Genomic DNA, 14,801 nt, shown 5'->3' on the forward strand with positions numbered 1-14,801 from the left:
TCCACTGAGTGGGTTACCACGGGTTGGTTAGCGGCCATCAGCAACGTCAGTCGCGACCCCCTCGGCTACCAACCCACTCCCACACCACCCAAACCCCAACCCCGACCACAAACGCCACTCCAAGATTCACCACGACCCCAACCACGCCCACACCAACCACGAACGCGTACCCCTCCGCCCGAACCAAACTCGTCCGACCCAACTGCACGCCGATAATCGCCAGTACGACGCCGAGCATCGCCACGGGAAACGCGGCGACAACGTCCACGGCGAAGAGGGCGACGAGCACGTAGCCCACGCCGAGAACGACGTTCGCGCCCGCGGTTCGAGCGCCGAAGGCGTACTTTCCGGCGACGCCGCCGCTGCCGTGGCACATGGGGAAGCCGCCGAACGGGACGGCGACGAGGTTCATCACACCCATGCTGGAGGCGAGTTCGTCGGCCGAGATATCGCGGTTGAAGTAGTCGGCCAAGAGGACTGAGGTTGCAAGCGCGGCGTTGCCGACGGTCATGGCCAACTGGGCACCCGCCGCCTCTAGTGCGGGCGCGGTGAATTCGACGGTTCTGAAGAGAGCAAAACTGCCTACGGACGGAAGCGTCGGCGACGGAATTCCGACGTGGAAGAGGGCGACCACACCGCCGACCGCGAGAACCGCGAGCGCGCTCAGGTTGCGGCGTCGGCCCACGACCGCGAGCAACGCGACGACGACCGCGAGACCGGCCAGTCGAAGGTCACCCAATCCGAGTCGGAGACCGGTCGTGAGCAGGACGAGGGCGACGCCGAACTGGACGCCGCGGACGACCGGGTCGCCGATATACCGACTCACGCGACCCAGCGAGTTTGTCCGACCGATGCCGAGGAGGACGACGCCGAGAAGCACGCCCGCGAGGAGCGCCTCGCCCGCCGTGACCGACTCCGCGAGGACGAGCGCGGCCAGCGCCTTCATCGGTTCGACCGACAGCGGGGCCGCGTAGTAGAGCCCCCACACGACCTGAAAGACGCCGAACCAGACGAGAACGAGGGCCAACGAGAGGTCCGTCAGGCGGGCGACCGCAACGACAATTGGGAGGACCGTGACCGAATCACCCACCGCGCCGGTGAACTCGTTCCACGCGAAATCGACTGCGAGCTTATCGCGGTACGGAAACGAGACTCCCATCTCGAATCAGATTTCGTGGGAAAGCTGAAATGCATTTGCGTAATTGTACCATGGTACATATTCGGTCGAGAGAAATCAGATATAGTTACGCACTGGTCAGACGCCGACACCAATCTCAGGGCCTGAAAGCCGTGCAATCACAGGTCGAACACGCCGAGACCGAAGAGAAATCGTCGCTTCATACGGATGCTATTCTCGACAGGCATGAAAAAATATCGACAAAATCAGGAGCGGCCGCGGGCGTCGGATTACCGCGTCGGCAACAGCGCCGCCGACTCGACGATAGTCGCGAATTCCCCGTGTAGGTGCGCTAGCGCGGTCCGGTGCATCTCGTCGGCCGTGTACGACTGGCCGTCGTGTCCCTCGCGGTCGAACGTCGCCGTCGCGTCGGCGGGGAGATACACGTCGAAGCCGAGGTTTTCGGCCATCCGCGTCGTCGTCGAGACGCAGTGGTCGGTCGTGAGACCGCAGATGACGAGCGTGTCGTAGTCGCGCTCGCGGAGCCACGCTTCGAGGTCGGTGCCGATGAAGCCGCTGTTGACGTGTTTCGTGAACGTCGGTTCGTCGCCGACGGGCTCGGATTCGGGTTTCCAGCCGAATCCCTCGCCGTCGCTTCGAAGGGGTGAGTCCGGTTCCGTGGAGTCGTGGCGGACGTGGACGACCGGGCGGTCGGTCTCGCGCCACGCCGTGAGGAGGTCCGAAACGCGGGCTTCCATCCCGGGGTTGTTTCGGTCGCCCCACGCGGGGTCGTCGAAGCCGACCTGCATGTCGATACAGACGAGAGCGGTGTCGTCGGGAAGGTCGAGAACGGCGTCGGCCGGGAGTTCGAGCGTACGCGTCGGTGTGGCGTTATCGTCGGTCATTAGTCGTCCGCCGGAGCCACCGGCACTTTCGGGTGCTCGCGGGAGATTCGAATCGGGCACTCGTCGGGTGCTTGCGACTCGTCCGACGAGAACATGTACTGCGGCCACTCGCGGTCGCCCTCGACGCCCCAGTCACCGAGGTCGGCGTGGGGACAGACGCCGTCGTACTCCTCGATGCGGTTCTGGATGACGTTGCGTGCTTTCTGTCCGGCCTCGGTGTCGGCGGTGATGCCGTCGAACAGCGCCCGTGGTTGGAACGTGATTTCGAGGCCCCACGGGCAGTAGCGACTCATCCGCTCGTCGTAGAAGGGAGCACGCGTCGTCGGGAACATCGGTTCGCCGCCGAAGGAGAACTCCCACTTCGGGTCGTCGGGGTCGGTCGGGATGCCCTCGGGCCACGGCTCCGGGTCGTTGACGTGGAGGAACTGGAGAATGTGCCAGAGGTGTTCGTGGTAGTCGGCTTCGGTCAACTCCTCCGCGGGTGGTTTGAAGAACGTGACGAGCGAACACTGCTCGGAGTACTCTCGGTACACGTCGATGTATTCGAGGAGGGTGTCCCGAAGCGCCAGCAGGGCGTCCTTGTCGGTCATCGAATCGACGAACGTGTACAGCGCGTCGCCGTTTCGCTCGGAGTCGATGCCAAAGTAACACGGGAACGGCGCACCATCGTGGTCGCCGAGCATCGTCTCGCGGAACGTCTCGTAGTGCTGTTCCGCCCATTCGGGCAGGGTGCCGTCGTCGAGACGGCGACGAAGCACGTCCTGCTCCATGAGCACCTGGTGACCCGGCTCGTTCATGCGCGGGGGTTGGAGTGCGGAGGTTTGAGGGTTCGGGTTTGAGGGCCGAATGGCCCTCTCGAAACAAAACGGAGGGTCAATACGAGAGGAAGCGTCCGTTCACAGCGGGCGGTCCATCTTCACGTATCGTGTCTCGTAACCCAGTTCCTCGTAACACGACTGTGCAACGTCGTTGCGGGCGTGGACGCTCAGGGTGGCTTGTTCGCATCCACGCTCGCGGCCCCACTCGTGTGCCCGCTCCAGCAGTGCCGTCCCGAGACCGTCGCCCCGTGCCTCGGGAGCGACGTAGAGGTCTTTCACCTTGGCAACCGAGCCGCGGGCGAACACCGACGGTGCCTCGGAGTACGAGACTGTCGTGTACCCAGCGAGACTCTGCCTCTCACTCTCGTCGTCGACCGCGACAAACGTCTGTACGTCTTCGTCGCCGAGTTGGTTCCGCCGGTACTGGATGGCTTCAGAGCGAACGTCCACATCGTCAGCCAGCGAATCGTGCGGGTCGATATCGCCCATCTCCTCCGCGAATGGGAACCACAGGTCGTCGACGAGTGCAGGTACGTCGGCGGCGTGAAGCGGTCGAATCTCCATGTGTCACCGACAACACCCAGTGTTGTCAAAAGATTATCTTCTTAAAAAGCGGTGAATATTCGGTCGCCTCTGTACTCGGTTACTCGATTTCCAGACTTCCGGATTCGCCCCCATCGCCGCCGTCTTCGTCCCATTCGAGTTCGAACTCGATGCTCAGCTCGCCGGGACCGTTGGCGGGGCCTTCGCGTTCGGCTTTCACCTCGAACGTCGGGGAAGCCGGTGGTTCCATCGTCACCGTCTGGTCGCCGGTCTTCAGCGTAATCGACTCGCCGGCGTCGAGTTTATCGGCGACGGTTCGGAGGTATGTCGCGATTTCGGTTCTCGTCTGTCGGCTCTCGGATTTGAATAGGACTTCTTCAGGCACAATCAGGCATTGGGCACGCAAGGGGATAAGCTTCGTCTCGGTAACAGAAAGAGACCTGTGACACGAAACGGGATGAGTCAGTCCGCTCGCAGGCCCTCAGTGAACCGGTGCTGGTTCTCCTCGGGTGCGGCGACAGTGAGCGCGGAAACACCGACAGTGAGGACGGCCGAGAGGACCATTCCCCAGAGGGCGTAGTCCCACGTGAGGTAGGTCGCACCGAAGACCGTCATCGACCCGACTTCGACCGCGGGGATGAAGACGTGTGCGAGGTAGAACACCTGTCCACCGAGGATACCGGCGAACATGCCCGAGCGCGTGGTCTTGGCCCAGTAGAGCGCGACGATAACCGGCAGTGCCATCTGGGCGAAGCCGCCGAAGGCGGTGTCACCGACTTCGACGAGCGTGCCGGGGCGGAACAGGCTCGCAACGAAGGTCAGGGTCGCAAAGAGCGCGACGCCGATGCGGGCAATCCACGCCTCGCGGGCGTCGGTCGCCGACGGGTTGACGAACGGGCGGTAGAGGTCGCGGGTGAAGTACGACGACCCCGAAAGCAGCATCGAGTCCGACGACGACATCATCGCGGCCATCGCACCGGCGACGACGAGGGCGGCGAACCATACCGGCGTGTACTCGTTGAGCAGGACAGGAAGGACGTTCGCACCTTCGGGTACGGAGATGCCGAGACCGGCGGCCCACGTGCCGAGAATGAACGCGGGGACGAAAAGCAGGACGACGAGGACGGGCCACAGGGCAAACGAGCGCTTGAGGACCGCGCCCGATTTGGCGACGAAAAAGCGCTGGTTAATCTGCGGGAACATCGCCACGCCGAAGGCGATGGTGACGGCCGACGAGATGATGAACTGCGGCGAGTACAGCCCGCCGCCGAGGGCGAGAAACTCGGGCTTGTTCGTTGCGAGCGCGTTCGAGAGCGCCGAGGGACCGCCGGCCGCGGTCGCGACCCAGCCGACCGCGAGCCACACGACGCCGAGCATGAACAGCCCCTGAAGCGTGTCGGTCCACGCGACACCGCGCAGCCCCGCGATAACGACGTAGACAATCATGAACACCGTGATTCCGGCGGCACCGGCCCAGTACGGGACGATACCGTTTGTGAGGCCGACGATAGCCTCACCGGCACCCATCTGCTGGAGCATCACGTACGGGAACAGCCAGAAGAGACTGAGACCCGCGACGAGGGCGCGGAGGCGCTTCGAGCCGAAGCGGTCGCCGAGCATCTCGCCGAGGGTAACGTAGCCGTGGGCCTTCCCGACGAGCCACTGCTTGTAGCCGACGACGTACCAGAGAATCGCGAAGAGAACGCCGTCCATGACGCCCATCACGAGAATCCACTCCGGACCTGCCCGGAAGGCGAGGTCCGGCCCGCCGAAGAACGTAAACGCCGACAGGAGCGTCGCAAACGTCGTAAAGAGGAGGACGACGGTCCCGACGGACCGTCCGGCGAGGTAGTAGTCTTCAGCGTCCCTACTGGTGAGACGGTAAGCGAGTAACCCGACAGCGAGTGCGACCACCAGGTACGCCCCGACGACGCCGAGTTGGATTTCGAGTTGAGACACCATCACTGCGTCCCTCCGATGATGCCACGGTCCCACGCCTGCCGCGTGAACAGGTGAAAGACGATGGCCGTCAGAATCATCCAGCCGATGTGCCACCAGAGCCACAGCGGAAGCCCAGCAAACACCCGGTCGTCGCCCCAGAGAAACCACGGGATGGCGAACGCCACGAGGACCGCGAACGTCGCAATCCAGCGATAGTCGATGCGCGTGCTCGTCATTCGTAGGAACGATAATCGACAATTAGACGTAAAGGTTACCCTATTAATCTTCGTTGCGGCGAATTGAAGACTAATTTTCTTCAATGGGCGGCGGCGTTCCGGCCGCGACGATTCGCCAGTGACCGCACCGGCGGAACAATTTCCAGCGGTGCACCCGTCTTTGTAGCGTATGAAGTTCGGGTTGCAGTTGTACTCGCTCCGGGCGCTCGGCGAGTCGACGCCGTCGATGATGAAACGCGCCGCCGCCGCCGGCTTCGACGGTGTCGAGTTCGCGGGCGTCGACGAGGACGAGTCCGTTCGCGCGGTGCTCGACGAGACGGGTCTCGAAGCACCCGCCGCCCACGTCCCAATCGAGGACCTCGAATCCGACCTCGACGCCGTCTGCGAGCGATATGGGAGACTCGGCGTGGAGACACTCGTCGTTCCGTATCTCCCACCCGAAGCCTTCGCGGACGCCGACACGGTCGACGAAACAGCGCATCGGTTAGACGACTTGACGGCGAAGTGCGACGACCGAGGGGTCAGACTGCTGTATCACAATCACGAGCACGAATTCAGGACGGTTGCGGGCGAACCTGTGCTCGAAAGGGTGGCAGCACACTCCGGTATCGGATTCGAACTCGACCTTGCATGGATACTGGCCGCCGGCTACGACCCCGCCGAATACGTCGCCCGCTACGCCGACCGGACACCCATTATCCACCTGAAAGATGTCGTCCTCGACCCCGACGCCGAACGCGGCGGTCGGCCTGTCGCGCTCGGCGAAGGCGAACTCGATATCGAGCGCTGCCTCGCGGCCGCCGGAACCGAGTTCGTCGAGTGGGGTATCGTCGAACACGACGACCCCGACGACCCGGCCACGTTCTGTGAATCCGCAGGGAGTGCCATTGCGACCTTCCGCACCGAGAAGTGATAACGAAGTAGGGAGAGGTGTGACGGGAAAACGAGTGGAAGCGTGACGGCTGTTAGCGTCAGTGAATGACCGATGTAGCACGTTCGAATCGTCGGCCACGATAGATATTTCCCTCGGGGACAACTTATATAAAGACGTTCGTGGGTCACGCCCATGACGCCATCACAATCACCCCATCATCACCCCCCGTGGGGGGAATTCACCAATGGACGACACTGCAAAATATCTCATTCACGCTTCCATCTCCGCCGACGGAGTCGTCGAACGGAGCGACGTGGTCGGGGCCATCTTCGGCCAGACCGAGGGCCTCCTCGGCGACGACCTCGACCTCCGTGACCTCCAACAGTCCTCGAAGGTCGGTCGGATAGACGTACAGATAGACTCGGAAAACGGCCACTCGTTCGGCCAAATGACCATCGCGAGCAGTCTTGATAAGGTTGAGACGGCGATTCTCGCGGCCTCACTGGAGACGCTGACCCGCGTCGGCCCGTGTCAGGCGGTCATCGAAGTTACGAACATCGAAGACGTTCGGGAGGCCAAACGCCGGATGGTCGTCGAACGCGCCAAAGAACTGCTCTCGGAATCGTTCGACGACACCGTGATGACCTCGTCGGAAATCCTCGAAGAGGTCAAAGAGAGCGTCCGCGTCGAAGACATCTCCGAGTATCACGGGCTTCCGGCCGGTCCTCGCGTCACCGACTCGGACGCCATCATCGTCGTCGAAGGCCGTGCCGACGTGCTGACGCTGCTTCGATACGGTATCAAAAACGCCATCGCCGTCGAGGGGACCAACATCCCAGACGAGGTGGCCGGACTCACCCAAGAGCGGACCGTCACGACGTTTCTCGACGGCGACCGCGGCGGCGAACTCATCCTCCGCGAACTCGCGCAAGTCGGCGACGTAGACTACGTCGCGTTCGCACCCGAGGGGCAGTCCGTCGAAGACCTCGACCGCAGTGCAGTCATCCGGTCGCTTCGGAACAAAGTCGCCTTGGCATCGCTCCCCGACGACAGCGAATTCCGGGCCGCCGTTGCTGCTGCCAACGAGACAGGGGAAGTTCCACCGGACCCTCACACGGAGTCGCCGACGACTGACGACGCGTCGTCGACTCCAACCGCGGACGACCCCACCGACGCGGCCACCGAGACGGGTTCCAACACCGGCAGTGCCGTCACCGTCGAAAAAACTGCGGACGTTGACGCCGGTATCGACACGGACGACAGCGTCGGTTCGGGGGAGCGTATCGATACAGGCGACGAAGGAGACGGAAACACCGGCACCGATGCAGGCGCAGGTTCTGACGTGTTCACGGCGGAAGTCGAAACCGTCGCCGAGACAGTCGACGCTGTACCGGAGACACGGTCGCTCTCAGACCACGTCCGCGAGATTGTCGACGACGAAAGCGGCTTGGCTCGCCTGCTCGATTCGGACCTCGGACTCATCGACGAAGTCGCCGTCGAGAAGATTTACGACACGATAGAGTACACCGAACCAGTCCCGGCTTTCGTCGTTATCGACGGCGAGGCGAGTCAGAAACTCGTCGATATCGCGGCCCAGCAGGGTGTTGGAGATATCGTTGCTCGCTCGACCGGAGAGTACGTGAAAAAACCAGTCAGCGTCCGCGTCAGGACTGCCAGTCAACTGCTAGACTAAGAGCCAACGATACCTAAGGCGTCAGAACGAGTCGTATTCCGTCGTCGCTGCCGAACGCACCGGAAATTCGGTCATCACGGTGGAACCCGAGTGTTTCGTAGCATGCCCGAGCACCGTCGTTTTCCGGATGAACTAACACCGTGAGCGGCGCATCCGACCGTGCCGCACGGTACGCCTCGAGCAACGCAGTCGCACGCCCCTCCCGTCGGGCATCGACGGAAACCGCGAGTTCGGTCAAGTGGGTGCCAACACCGAGGAGATAGCCGACCGGCCGGTCGCAGTCGTCGACAGAAACGAAGAGCATACCGACCGCCGGCCACGCGTCGAGGAGGGCTGGTGACGGATGCGAGATGAGACGCTGGAGCGATTCGACAGCGTGTTCGTCATCGGGTCGGCCGCGCCGAACGGTCACAGCGGAATCCACACGGCGAGCGCACCCAGCGCGCCAGCAAGGGTTGCGAGGAAGTTGACCGCCTGATTGCCGAGTCCAGCACCCTCGACGGTCGCACCGAGGAGACTGTCGACCGTCATGCCGATGATACCGCCCGCGAGAACCGCAACCGCGCCCGTGGTCGAGAGCGGAAGCAACACCGAAGCGACGCCCGCGATAAGCGCCGACCCGACGATACCAGCGACTTCACCCTGCCACGTGACCCCACCGTCGGTACCCGGCGGAACCGGTTTGAACGACGTGATAAGCCGTGGGTTATCGAACAGGCCACCGATTTCGCTGGAGAGTGTGTCGCTCATCGCGGCGGCGACGGACCCGGCAAACGCGAGGACGAACAGGTCGGTTCCGAGCGAGTGTCCGAGCGTCTGTGTCGTAGCATAGCCGATAACCGAGACGAGTGCGACCGCCGCGTTACCGAGGACGTTCCCCGTGCCACGAGCGCCGTCATTCCCTTCTGCGACGCCGCGTTCGGCCTTCTGGTCGTACTTGAACTTGGTTGCGAGCGCGCCGACACCGAAGAACGAGACGAGGACGACAGCCCACCCGAATCCGCCGAAGCCGATAGTGAGGAGCAAAAGCAGTACGCCCGTAATAACGCCAGCAATGGAGGCCGTGCCGAGCGCGTAGGCGGCATACCCGATTGCAATCGTAAAGGCAAACGAGACGGCAGTCTGTGTCGGTGAAATCGGCCCGGCAATCGCGTTGAACCCCCACAGTGAGAGGCCGACAGAGAGCATGACGAGCGGGTCGTCACGCTCGTAGAGGGTGGTTCGGAGCAGTGTGGCGACGAGTCCGCCCAGCGCGGCGAGGAACGTGAACTGGGAAATCTGAACCTGATTCAGTTCACCCGTCAGTACCACGATAACCACTTGTCCGGCCGTTCCGGCCAGTACCGCGGCGGTGACGAACCCGGCCGAGCGAAGGAACTCGTCGTCCGTCGTCGACTCCACCAGTCGTGCCCCGAGGTTGCCGTATGCGAGTAGTAACACGGCTGCAACGAACACCGTGAGCGGCATCTTGACCCGGGGGACAGTCGCTAACAGCGCCAGTCCGGTCGCGGCGAGGGCGAATCCAGCCAGCCCGTTGAGGCGGCCGTCTTCCCTGTCACCGGGTCGCGCGAACAGCTCGAAGAGGGGGCCGTCGTCGATGACGAAGGCCGCCAAGAGCGCGACTGCGGCGAAGGGCGCGAAGGCGGCCGTACCGAGACTGGGGGCCGCGAGGGCCAACGTCCCGACGACCGCGAACCCACCCGCTCGCCGTAGTGTGGAAGTCACACCGTTCGGTATCCCCGACTCGCACTTAACCCTCCCGACATCAGAGACCCCCGACAATCGCGCCCACACCCCGGCGCGTCGAACCCGAAGCGTTAGGGGAACCGGCGAAAGACGAGACGGCGTGGGACTGTACGACTACTACCTTGCCCTCCGGTTCCGCCTCGACGACGCTGCAGCACCCGAACACGTCGCGCTCGTCATCACCGAGCGCGACCTGCTGGAACAGGGTGCCTACGACACGCTCGAAGCGTTCATTCGCTGGGCGTTCGAGTTCGGGAGCGAACGCGTTACCATCTCCGTGAGCGTCCTCGACGAGGCAGTCGTTCCGACGCTCGCCCGCGAACTCCGCGACATCGATTCGCCCGCCGAAATCGAGGTCCGAGAACCCGGCGATACCGAGCGCGCCGACGCCCCCGTACAGGTCAATATCGGTCTCGGCGGCAAGCGCGAGTTCGCCGCCGTCGTCCGGTCGCTCGCCGAGGAAGTCGATGCCGGAGAAATCGACCCCAAGGATATCGACTCCGAGGACATCGAAGAACGACTCGTGTTCCCCGACGAACCCGATTTCGTGGTCAAGACGGGGGCAGAGCGCCTGTCTGACTTCATGATTTGGCAGTCCGTGTACGCCGAACTGTACTTCACCGACGTGAACTGGCGGGACTTCCGGAAACGGGACTACTTGCGTGCGTTGCGTGACTATCAGGACAGACAGCGGCGGTTTGGTCGATAGCCCGAATCACGCATCGACGGACATCAACTCCTGCTGCTTTCCGACCGAATCGCGTTTCTCGATAACACAAAGAGCACGTTGACTTAACAGAAAGCACATTGTTAGCCAATTGAATGGTTTCGTATGAATCGCCGTGAGATACTGGCGCTGTCGGGCGCACTCGCCGCCGCGAGCCTTGCGGGTTGCGCTGGCGGTGACGGGTCGCAGACAGAGACCGAGACAGACGAAACACCCTCCACAGACACGCCGACGGAAACGCCAACCGAGACACCGGACGGAGAGCCACCGACTGGTGAGCCAACTGTCGACAACGAGCAACTCGCTGCTCTGGCGGCTGGAAACGCCGAGTTCGCACTCGACCTGCATTCCCATCTCGCGGCCAAGGACGGCGGCAATCAGTTCCTCTCGCCGTACAGCATCTCGGTCGCACTGGCGATGACCTACGCCGGTGCCCGCGGCGAGACCCGCACGCAGATGGAGGAGACGTTGCGCTACACGCTCGGTGACGAGGTTCACCCGGCATTTTCCGACCTGCAAGCCGCCCTCGAATCTCGGGAGACGGCGAAGAATAGAGTAGAGGACGAGGAGGTCGATGCCTTCCAGTTGGCCGTCGCAAACGCGCTGTGGGGGCAAGAGGGGTACCCGTTTTCCGACGAGTACCTCTCGGTGCTGGAGGAGAATTACGGGAGCGGACTCCGAGAGGCGGACTTCACCAACGACCCCGACGGCGAGCGAAAGCGCATCAACCAATGGGTCGCCGACCAGACCGAAGACCGAATCGAAGACCTGCTTCCGGCGGACGCCATCACCCCACAGACCGTCCTCGTCCTCACGAACGCCATCTACTTCATGGCCAGTTGGTTGCACAAGTTCGACCCCAAGAACACCGAAGACGGCATCTTCACCGCGCTGGACGGAACCGAATCGACGGTTCCACTCATGCAACAAGAACTGGAGGCAAACTACGCTGACCTCCCTACTGCGCAGGCTGTCGAACTCCCGTACATCGGTGAGGAGGTGTCGATGGTGCTCATGCTCCCCGACGAAGGTGAGTTCGAGTCGTTCGAGCAGAACCTCGATACGAGTCGCCTGTTCGGCATTTTCCAAGAATTGAGTCGGGCACAAGGAACGCTCGTGTTTCCTCGGTTCGAGTTCGAGACGGAGGTCCAACTCTCGGACGCACTCTCCGAACTCGGAATGCCCATTGCGTTCGGTTCGGGTGCCGACTTCAGCGGCATGGTCGAAGGCGACCAGAGTGGCCTCATGATAGACGAAGTGTACCACAAGACGTTCGTATCCGTCGACGAGGAAGGGACGGAGGCAGCGGCCTCGACAGCCGTGGTTATGATGGAGTCGTTGCCGCCGCAGTGGGACGAACTCCGGTTCGACCGCCCGTTCCTGTTCTGTATCCGCGACAAGCCGACTGACGCGGTGCTGTTCTACGGCCGGGTCGTCGATGCCGGCGCTGCACAGGACGAGAACTAGCACCGCAGAATCTTCGCGCCGCGGAATCGGTGGTCGTTCGTTCCGGTTAGTCCGCCATCTCGTCGCTTCGCTTTGCCAACTCGGCCGACACCTTGTCGGCTCCCGACGAGGGAAGTTGCTTCCGGAGTCGACCCGCAACGGCCCGCGCATCCGCTAATTCGACTTCGGCAACAGCCCGGACGAGCGTAACGGCGCGTTCGGTCCGCGTCCGTTGCCACGATTTCTCACGCGACTCGTAGGTTCGGATACCGCGGAGCAGGTCGACCCGCGAAAACTCCGGCCAGTAGGGTGCACAGAAGTAGACCGCGGCCTCGTTGCCGTTTGCGTGCCACGGAAGAAAGTTCGAAGTTCGTTCGTCGCCGCCGGTGCGGATGATGAGGTCGACGTCGCGGACGGGCTTTCGAGAGAGGCGCTGGTCGACCGCCGACACGTCGACATCCTCTGGAGACAGTTCACCGGACTCGACTGCGTGACAGACATCGCGGGCGGCCCCGAGTAGTTCCGCTCGCCCGCCGTACGCGAGTGCGACATTGAGCGTAAAGCCGTCGTAGTCGGCAGTCCGCGACTCCGCGTAATCGACGGCCTCGCGGAGGCGGTCGGGGAGCATGTCCACCTCACCGATGGCCCTGATGACCACCTCACTGTCGTGGACGCGGTCGGATTCGGCGAACTCGTACAGTTTGTCCTCGATAAGGTCGAAAAGCGGTTCGCGTTCGTGGGGCGGGCGGTCGAAATTCTCGGTCGAGAAGGTGTACAGCGTCAGTTCCTCGATACCGAGTTCCTCACACCAAGTCAGGACGTTCTCCGCCGTTTGCGCACCCGCACGGTGGCCGTCCGGGGCGTCGCCGCCGTGCTTTCGAGCGTAGCGTCGATTCCCGTCCTGAATGATGGCGACGTGGGTCGGTCCGTCGCCAATCTCGCGAGAGAGTACACGCTCGTACGCACGTCGAAATCCACGTCGGACCCACCCGAACATGTACCGTGTGTTGCATGCCGGGGCTATGTGTCTTGTGGGTTACGGAGACCCATGGGTACGTGAACGAGAACCATAGCCCTCGATAGACGGGCGGTTTAGATGGGGGTTCGACCGACAAATCGCCATCCGTTTGTATCTCCCCGAGAAGACACCGACATGAGCGAAACTATCGACGAGGACCTCTACCAGCGAACGCTTGCACTGCTCGAACCCGGCGACATCGAGCTTGTGGGAGCTATCGTCCACACCGACCTCTCCGGCCGCGAGGACCTAGAGATGCAAGAGCTGACCGTCGAAATCAACGAGGTCATTGCCGAACACGCGGGCAAGGGCGACGCGTGGATTTACGCCGGTAACGACGACACGGACTTCTCGTCGAACCAGTTCCAGGGACTGTCTGTCGAGGACGACGAATTCGTCTGGGAGTGCCAACAGCTCATCCGAAACGGCACATTCGACCTCGTATTCTACTACGAGGCCATCGCGGATCAGGACGCCATCGTCGATGGATTGGCGGCGCTCGAACACATCGACCGCGTCACGCCCGTTCCCTGACCAGACTTTTTTCCCCTCGGCGATCGGGTCTGAGCAGCAGCGAATCGAGGGCGTACCGATATCTCGGCGACCGTACCGACCGTTTCGCGGATATGAGAACAAGCGAGTCGTTTATTCCCCTTGCATCCTGATTCACGTCCATGATTCAGGCGGACGCGGACCTTTCTCGTCTCGACCGCGCCATCGTCAACGCCTTCCAAGGTGGCTTTCCTGTTGTCGAACACCCCTTCGAACCTGCCGCGGCCGCGCTCCGAGAGCGCGGGGTGGACGTGACCGAAACGGAACTCTGTGACCAAGTCAAGGCGCTCGATGAATCGGGTGTCCTCTCGCGCTTCGGTGCACTCGTCAACGCCGAGGAGATCGGCGGTACAGCGACGCTCGTCGCCATGCACGCGCCGCCGGAGCGGTTTGACGAGGTAGCCGAACAGGTGAACGCTCACCGCGAAGTCGCACATAACTACGAGCGCGAACACCCCCATCTCAACATGTGGTTCGTCGTCTCGGTCGCCTCGGAGTCACGAGTCGACGAGGTGCTCGGCGAAATCGAGTCGGAGACTGGACAGCAGACGTACAACATGCCCAAGCGCCACGAATTCCACGTCGGTGCGAAGTTCCTCCTCGACGGCCCCGTTTCCGACGGCGACCTCGACTGCTCGCATCTCGGTCCCGACGTGGAACCGTCGGGCGAGCAAACCCTGACCCCCGACGAACGGGACCTCGTCTTGGAGATTCAGGGCGGTCTGCCTATCACGGAGACGCCCTACGCCGACGTGGCTGAGGCGCTTGAACAGGATACCGCGTGGGTCGTCGAGACCATCAAGCGATTCAATTTAGAGGGCAAGGTGCGCCGCGTCGGCGTCATCCCGAACCATTACGCACTCGGCTACTCGGAAAACGGGATGACCGTCTGGAACGTCCCCGACGACCTCGTGATGGAGGTCGGTCCCGAAATCGCCTCACTCGACTTCGTGACGCACTGTTACCGCCGACCGCGACACGAGGGTGTCTGGCCGTACAACTTCTTCGCGATGACGCACGGTCGCTCAGAGGAAGAGAGCCAAGCCCGCATCGAACGCGTCCGCGAGGTTATGAGCGACTACTGGCAGGTCGGCGACGACGACTGGGACACCCTGTTTTCGACGCGCATCCTGAAGAAGACGGGTATCAGACTCGACGAACGCGCCGACGCCAACACGGAGTGAG

At 62.7% G+C, this 14,801-nt stretch carries 16 protein-coding genes; 6 read left to right on the forward strand and 10 right to left on the reverse strand.

Annotated elements, in window-relative coordinates; translation table 11 throughout:
* Positions 1-46 precede the first annotated feature (46 nt).
* The 7 genes from HFX_RS11815 to HFX_RS11845 all read right to left on the reverse strand — a co-directional run bounded on the left by HFX_RS11815 (position 47) and on the right by HFX_RS11845 (position 5,560).
* Positions 47-1,159 (reverse strand): putative sulfate/molybdate transporter, encoded by a 1,113-nt coding sequence (locus HFX_RS11815; protein WP_004059749.1) that lies wholly within the window; start codon positions 1,157-1,159, stop codon positions 47-49.
* Between the two features lie 248 nt (positions 1,160-1,407).
* Entirely contained in the window at positions 1,408-2,022 is a 615-nt protein-coding gene (locus HFX_RS11820) for a cysteine hydrolase family protein (protein WP_004059748.1), read from the reverse strand.
* Positions 2,022-2,819 carry a YqcI/YcgG family protein gene (locus HFX_RS11825; RefSeq protein ID WP_004059747.1) on the reverse strand — a complete coding sequence of 266 codons (798 nt, stop codon included), beginning with the start codon at positions 2,817-2,819 and terminating at the stop codon, positions 2,022-2,024. The genes HFX_RS11820 and HFX_RS11825 overlap by 1 nt, the downstream gene beginning before the upstream one ends.
* Positions 2,820-2,918: 99 nt before the next feature.
* Positions 2,919-3,404 carry a GNAT family N-acetyltransferase gene (locus HFX_RS11830; protein WP_004059746.1) on the reverse strand — a complete coding sequence of 162 codons (486 nt, stop codon included), beginning with the start codon at positions 3,402-3,404 and terminating at the stop codon, positions 2,919-2,921.
* 79 nt (positions 3,405-3,483) lie between these two features.
* Positions 3,484-3,768, reverse strand: a complete 285-nt coding sequence (locus HFX_RS11835; RefSeq protein WP_004059745.1) for an amphi-Trp domain-containing protein — start codon at positions 3,766-3,768, stop codon at positions 3,484-3,486.
* A 77-nt stretch (positions 3,769-3,845) separates the two neighbouring features.
* The gene (locus HFX_RS11840) at positions 3,846-5,345 is read right to left on the reverse strand and encodes a sodium:solute symporter family protein (RefSeq protein ID WP_004059744.1); all 1,500 of its coding nucleotides are present in this window, start codon (positions 5,343-5,345) and stop codon (positions 3,846-3,848) included.
* Positions 5,345-5,560: a DUF3311 domain-containing protein gene (locus HFX_RS11845; protein WP_004059743.1), complete on the reverse strand. Its 216-nt coding sequence runs from the start codon at positions 5,558-5,560 to the stop codon at positions 5,345-5,347. Before HFX_RS11845 ends, HFX_RS11840 begins: the two co-directional genes overlap by 1 nt.
* Before the next feature lie 169 nt (positions 5,561-5,729).
* On the opposite strand from HFX_RS11845, the gene HFX_RS11850 reads away from it, so the two are divergent.
* Both HFX_RS11850 and dnaG read left to right on the forward strand, forming a co-directional pair.
* Positions 5,730-6,473, forward strand: a complete 744-nt coding sequence (locus HFX_RS11850) for a sugar phosphate isomerase/epimerase family protein (RefSeq protein WP_004059742.1) — start codon at positions 5,730-5,732, stop codon at positions 6,471-6,473.
* 205 nt (positions 6,474-6,678) lie between these two features.
* Entirely contained in the window at positions 6,679-8,127 is a 1,449-nt protein-coding gene (gene dnaG, locus HFX_RS11855) for a DNA primase DnaG (protein WP_004059741.1), read from the forward strand.
* A gap of 13 nt (positions 8,128-8,140) precedes the next feature.
* Here dnaG and HFX_RS11860 read toward each other — a convergent pair whose 3' ends face one another.
* Complete coding sequence (locus HFX_RS11860; protein WP_004059740.1) at positions 8,141-8,539, reverse strand: GNAT family N-acetyltransferase; 399 nt, start codon at positions 8,537-8,539, stop codon at positions 8,141-8,143.
* On the reverse strand, positions 8,536-9,852 hold the full coding sequence (locus HFX_RS11865; RefSeq protein WP_004059739.1) for a DUF92 domain-containing protein: 1,317 nt from the start codon (positions 9,850-9,852) through the stop codon (positions 8,536-8,538). Before HFX_RS11865 ends, HFX_RS11860 begins: the two co-directional genes overlap by 4 nt.
* Before the next feature lie 121 nt (positions 9,853-9,973).
* Here HFX_RS11865 and HFX_RS11870 point away from each other — a divergent pair, with 121 nt between their 5' ends.
* Both HFX_RS11870 and HFX_RS11875 read left to right on the forward strand, forming a co-directional pair.
* Positions 9,974-10,582 carry an undecaprenyl diphosphate synthase family protein gene (locus HFX_RS11870; RefSeq protein WP_004059738.1) on the forward strand — a complete coding sequence of 203 codons (609 nt, stop codon included), beginning with the start codon at positions 9,974-9,976 and terminating at the stop codon, positions 10,580-10,582.
* Between the two features lie 123 nt (positions 10,583-10,705).
* The gene (locus HFX_RS11875) at positions 10,706-12,067 is read left to right on the forward strand and encodes a serpin family protein (protein WP_004059737.1); all 1,362 of its coding nucleotides are present in this window, start codon (positions 10,706-10,708) and stop codon (positions 12,065-12,067) included.
* Between the two features lie 46 nt (positions 12,068-12,113).
* Here the strand turns inward: HFX_RS11875 and uppS are convergent, their stop codons facing one another.
* On the reverse strand, positions 12,114-13,043 hold the full coding sequence (gene uppS / locus HFX_RS11880; protein ID WP_004059736.1) for a polyprenyl diphosphate synthase: 930 nt from the start codon (positions 13,041-13,043) through the stop codon (positions 12,114-12,116).
* Between the two features lie 156 nt (positions 13,044-13,199).
* On the opposite strand from uppS, the gene HFX_RS11885 reads away from it, so the two are divergent.
* Both HFX_RS11885 and ahbB read left to right on the forward strand, forming a co-directional pair.
* On the forward strand, positions 13,200-13,598 hold the full coding sequence (locus HFX_RS11885; protein WP_004059735.1) for a DUF5778 family protein: 399 nt from the start codon (positions 13,200-13,202) through the stop codon (positions 13,596-13,598).
* Between the two features lie 140 nt (positions 13,599-13,738).
* Positions 13,739-14,800, forward strand: a complete 1,062-nt coding sequence (gene ahbB / locus HFX_RS11890; RefSeq protein WP_004059734.1) for a siroheme decarboxylase subunit beta — start codon at positions 13,739-13,741, stop codon at positions 14,798-14,800.
* Position 14,801 lies beyond the last annotated feature (1 nt).

The sequence above is a fragment of the Haloferax mediterranei ATCC 33500 genome (assembly GCF_000306765.2).
Taxonomy (GTDB): domain Archaea; phylum Halobacteriota; class Halobacteria; order Halobacteriales; family Haloferacaceae; genus Haloferax; species Haloferax mediterranei.

What these genes read in the sequence shown, in the direction of transcription:
- HFX_RS11815 (WP_004059749.1), bottom strand. Translation starts at nt 1,159, where the DNA reads ATGGGAGTCTCGTTTCCGTACCGCGATAAGCTCGCAGTCGATTTCGCG.
- HFX_RS11820 (WP_004059748.1), bottom strand. Translation starts at nt 2,022, where the DNA reads ATGACCGACGATAACGCCACACCGACGCGTACGCTCGAACTCCCGGCC.
- HFX_RS11825 (WP_004059747.1), bottom strand. Translation starts at nt 2,819, where the DNA reads ATGAACGAGCCGGGTCACCAGGTGCTCATGGAGCAGGACGTGCTTCGT.
- HFX_RS11830 (WP_004059746.1), bottom strand. Translation starts at nt 3,404, where the DNA reads ATGGAGATTCGACCGCTTCACGCCGCCGACGTACCTGCACTCGTCGAC.
- HFX_RS11840 (WP_004059744.1), bottom strand. Translation starts at nt 5,345, where the DNA reads ATGGTGTCTCAACTCGAAATCCAACTCGGCGTCGTCGGGGCGTACCTG.
- HFX_RS11845 (WP_004059743.1), bottom strand. Translation starts at nt 5,560, where the DNA reads ATGACGAGCACGCGCATCGACTATCGCTGGATTGCGACGTTCGCGGTC.
- HFX_RS11850 (WP_004059742.1), top strand. Translation starts at nt 5,730, where the DNA reads ATGAAGTTCGGGTTGCAGTTGTACTCGCTCCGGGCGCTCGGCGAGTCG.
- dnaG (WP_004059741.1), top strand. Translation starts at nt 6,679, where the DNA reads ATGGACGACACTGCAAAATATCTCATTCACGCTTCCATCTCCGCCGAC.
- HFX_RS11875 (WP_004059737.1), top strand. Translation starts at nt 10,706, where the DNA reads ATGAATCGCCGTGAGATACTGGCGCTGTCGGGCGCACTCGCCGCCGCG.
- uppS (WP_004059736.1), bottom strand. Translation starts at nt 13,043, where the DNA reads ATGTTCGGGTGGGTCCGACGTGGATTTCGACGTGCGTACGAGCGTGTA.
- HFX_RS11885 (WP_004059735.1), top strand. Translation starts at nt 13,200, where the DNA reads ATGAGCGAAACTATCGACGAGGACCTCTACCAGCGAACGCTTGCACTG.
- ahbB (WP_004059734.1), top strand. Translation starts at nt 13,739, where the DNA reads ATGATTCAGGCGGACGCGGACCTTTCTCGTCTCGACCGCGCCATCGTC.